The organism is Halopseudomonas sp. (assembly GCF_041579695.1).
Lineage (GTDB): Bacteria > Pseudomonadota > Gammaproteobacteria > Pseudomonadales > Pseudomonadaceae > Halopseudomonas.
In genome coordinates this window covers 1-3,600 of sequence record NZ_JBFGFI010000156.1, presented here as the reverse complement: position 1 = coordinate 3,600, position 3,600 = coordinate 1, and the positions used below count along the sequence as shown (strand labels likewise).

The 3,600-nt window shown below is 59.5% G+C and carries 3 protein-coding genes; 2 read left to right on the top strand and 1 reads right to left on the bottom strand.

The window, feature by feature from the left end; all coding sequences use genetic code 11:
- Nucleotides 1-18: 18 nt before the first annotated feature.
- Nucleotides 19-1,338, bottom strand: coding sequence for a Na+/H+ antiporter family protein (locus tag ABYA88_RS15740; protein ID WP_373188336.1), 1,320 nt, complete (start codon nucleotides 1,336-1,338; stop codon nucleotides 19-21).
- Between the two features lie 247 nt (nucleotides 1,339-1,585).
- Between ABYA88_RS15740 and ABYA88_RS15735 the strand changes: the two genes are divergently transcribed.
- Both ABYA88_RS15735 and ABYA88_RS15730 read left to right on the top strand, forming a co-directional pair.
- Nucleotides 1,586-2,182: an NADPH-dependent FMN reductase gene (locus ABYA88_RS15735; protein ID WP_373188335.1), complete on the top strand. Its 597-nt coding sequence runs from the start codon at nucleotides 1,586-1,588 to the stop codon at nucleotides 2,180-2,182.
- Between the two features lie 269 nt (nucleotides 2,183-2,451).
- On the top strand, nucleotides 2,452-3,600 hold a 1,149-nt coding region (locus ABYA88_RS15730; protein WP_373188334.1), incomplete at its 3' end, for an OprD family outer membrane porin.

The following is a 3,600-nucleotide window of genomic DNA, read 5'->3' as shown; positions in this document are numbered from 1 at the left end:
GGGTCTGAAAGCAACGACTTACAGCACCATCACCGCCAACCAGCCAAAGGCAATCAGCGGCAGGTTGTAATGCAGAAAGGTCGGCACCACCGTATCCCAGATATGGTTGTGCTGGCCGTCCACGTTGAGGCCGGCGGTCGGACCCAGGGTGGAATCGGAAGCCGGTGAGCCGGCGTCACCCAGCGCAGCTGCAGTACCCACCAGCGCAACGATTGCCAGCGGGCTGAAGCCCAGCTGCAGCGCCAGGGGTACGTAGATTGCCGCAATGATCGGTATGGTCGAGAACGACGAGCCGATACCCATGGTAATCAGCAAGCCCACCAGCAACATCAACAACGCGGCCATCGCCCGGTTGTCGCCGATGATGCCGGCAGAGCTGTCCACCAGCGTCTGGATCGAGCCGGTGGCGCGCATCACCTCGGCAAAGCCGGCCGCGGCGATCATGATGAAGCCGATCATCGCCATCATCTTCATGCCTTCGGTAAACACATCGTCCGCCTCACGCCAGCGCACCACCCCCGACAGGGAGAAAATCACGAATCCGGTCAACGCGCCGATGATCATCGAGTCGAGCCACAACTGCACAACGAACGCCGCGACAACCGCGGTCAGCGCGACCAGTAGCGAGCGTCCGTTGTAACCTTTCTCCAGCCTCTCGACCTCGGCCACCGCTTCCACGTCATAGTCACGCGGACGGCGATAACTGATAAAAATCGCGAACAACAGCCCCAGCAGCATGCCCAGAGCAGGTAGCGCCATGGCCTTCATCACATTGACGCCATCAACCTCGCCGCCGCTCTCGGCCACGTTGGCCAGCAGGATGTCGTTGAGGAATATGCCGCCGAAACCGACCGGCAGGAACATGTAGGGCGTGATCAGACCGAAGGTCAGTACGCACGCCACCAGTCGCCGGTCCAGCCGTAATCGCGCCATCACGTACAGCAAGGGTGGGACCAGCAGCGGAATAAAAGCGATGTGTATTGGCAGAATGTTCTGCGACGAAATCGCCACCGCCAGCAGCACCAGCAGCAGTAGCATGGTCAGCATTCCAGTGCCGCCATCGCGCCGGCTGTTGACCAGCCCCAGCGCACGATCCGCGAGGGCATGCGCCAGACCGGACTTGGCTATCGCCACCGCAAACGCGCCCAGCAACGCATAACTGAGCGCCACATTCGCGCCCTTGCCCAGTCCGCCCTGGAATGCCTCCAGCGTGGCGTCCAGTCCCAACCCGCCAAGCAGGCCACCCACCACAGCACCAATAATCAGTGCCACCACCACGTGAACCCGGCACAGGCTCAGAGCCAGCATTACCGCTACGGCAGCCACTACTGCGTTCATTGTCGCCATCCCCTGTCGATTGAATAAACTCGACAGACAAGGTGTCGCCTGCCGAAGGGCGCGTACTCTGCCGCATAGCCCGGAGGCTGTCAAAGGCGACAGCCGCACATACAACAGGGGCCGAGCGTGCTTCCGGCTTCCGGCCCGAAGCGCGCACTTATTCGATATATTCGATCACGATTTTGAACTGTCGGTCGGTGGCTTAACGCAGTTAGCATGCACGCTCAAGCAATCAACGGGAGACCCCATGACGAATATCGCCATCGTCGCCGGCAGCAGCCGCAGCAACAGCCAGACATCCAAGGTCGCGCGCTTCATGCGCCAGAGCCTGATCAACCAGCACGGTCTGGATGCTGACGCAGTATCGGTCATTGATCTGGGCTCCTACCCTTTGCCCATGTGGCCGGCAGAGGATGAAGGTCCCTGGGGCATGTTCGAGAAACAACTGGCCAGGGCCGACGCGTTGGTGATCCTCGCCCCGGAATGGCACGGCATGGCCTGCCCCGCCATCAAGAATTTCTTCCTGTTCGCCACCAAGGCGCAACTGGCGCACAAACCCGCCATGCTCGGCGGCATCTCTGCCGGTATCGGCGGTGCCTACCCGATCAGCGAACTGCGCGCTTCGAGCTACAAGAACTGCCGTCTGTGCTACATCCCCGAGCACCTGATCGTGCGCAACGTGGAAAAGGTCATGAACATGCCCGAGCCCGTTTCCGAGGACGACCGCAAGATCCGCGCACGCATGGAATACAACCTCGGCATCCTGTTGCGTTACGCCGCTGCGTTGAAACCCTTGCGCGGTGAAATTGATATGAGCATTGCCGATTTCGCCAACGGCATGTGACCCCTCCCCCGCCCGTTTGGTCTGCAAACGGGCATCCCCCTCCTAAGGTCTAATAGGCTCTAAAAGCCCCGGTTACCGCCGCTGCGGGCGAAGCAAAGCCCTCAAGAACAACCCTTCCACGATTTCGTCTACGTCAACGGACCTGTCGACTTCTCTTCGAAATATGACAGTTCGACGAATGTCTTACAGAGCCGCTACTGCTTAAGTGCTTTATTTGTTCCGCGCCCGGCAAGCACCGGCCTGCACTTGATCACATCAGGAGAACAATAATGACACTTGTGAAAACCAATACCCTGGCCGCTGCTGTGGCCTTTGCGGTGATTGCCCCACTGGCCGGCTCTGCGAGTGCGGCCGGTTTTACTGACGATGCCACGGCCGCGCTACATTTACGTAACTTCTATTTCAACCGCGACTTCCGTTCCACGCCACCCGGTGGTCGATCCAAAGCCGAAGAGTGGGCACAGGGCTTCATCTTTCGCGCCGCCTCGGGCTACACCCCCGGAGCGGTGGGTTTCGGTCTGGATGTGTACGCCGCCACCGGCGTAAAACTCTACTCCGAGGACGAGACTGCGGGAACAGGGTTACTGCCCAACAGCTTTGGCAACGAAGGTCCCGACAGCTATGGTCATGCCTCGGCCACAGCCAGAGCACGGATTTCCAACTCCGTTCTGCGACTCGGTAATCTTATACCGGCAATTCCGATCGCTCAGGCCAGCGACATCCGCCTGCTACCCCAGACCTATACCGGCGGCTCGTTGAGTATCGATGAAGTCGAGAACCTCAACGTACAACTGGGACAACTGCGTGAGGTCAACTACCGCGCCAGTACCAACCGCGAAGATATTGGCTCAACCGTGGGCGGCACTTCTGACCGTTTCACGTACCTGGGCGGCACCTACAAATTCACCCAGAGCAACACCACCCTGGGCTTATGGCGCGGCGAGCTGGATGACGTATATGAGCAGAATCTGATCAATGTGCTGCAAACGATTGATATGGGCACCTGGAAGCTGGGCGCCAACCTGGCCTACTTTGATACTGGCGACAATGGCAACCAACCCCTGAATATCGATCACAAGATGAAGTCGGTCATGCTTTCGGCCGGCACTGGTTCCCATATGTTCCGCCTGGGCTATCAACACAGCGACGGCGATACGTCCTTCCCCTACCTGGCCGAGAACAACCCCTATGTAGCCAACTACATCCAGATTCTGGACTTCGCCCGCGCCGATGAAAAATCCTGGCAGGCCCGCTACGACCTCGACTTTGCCCAGTACGGGGTCCCCGGCCTGAAAGGCCTGGTGCGCTACGTCAGCGGCGATAACATCGACCGGGGTGCAGCTGGGACTGGCGAAGAATGGGAGCGAGACATCGACTTTGTCTACACCGTACAGTCCGGACCTCTCAAGAACGTAGCG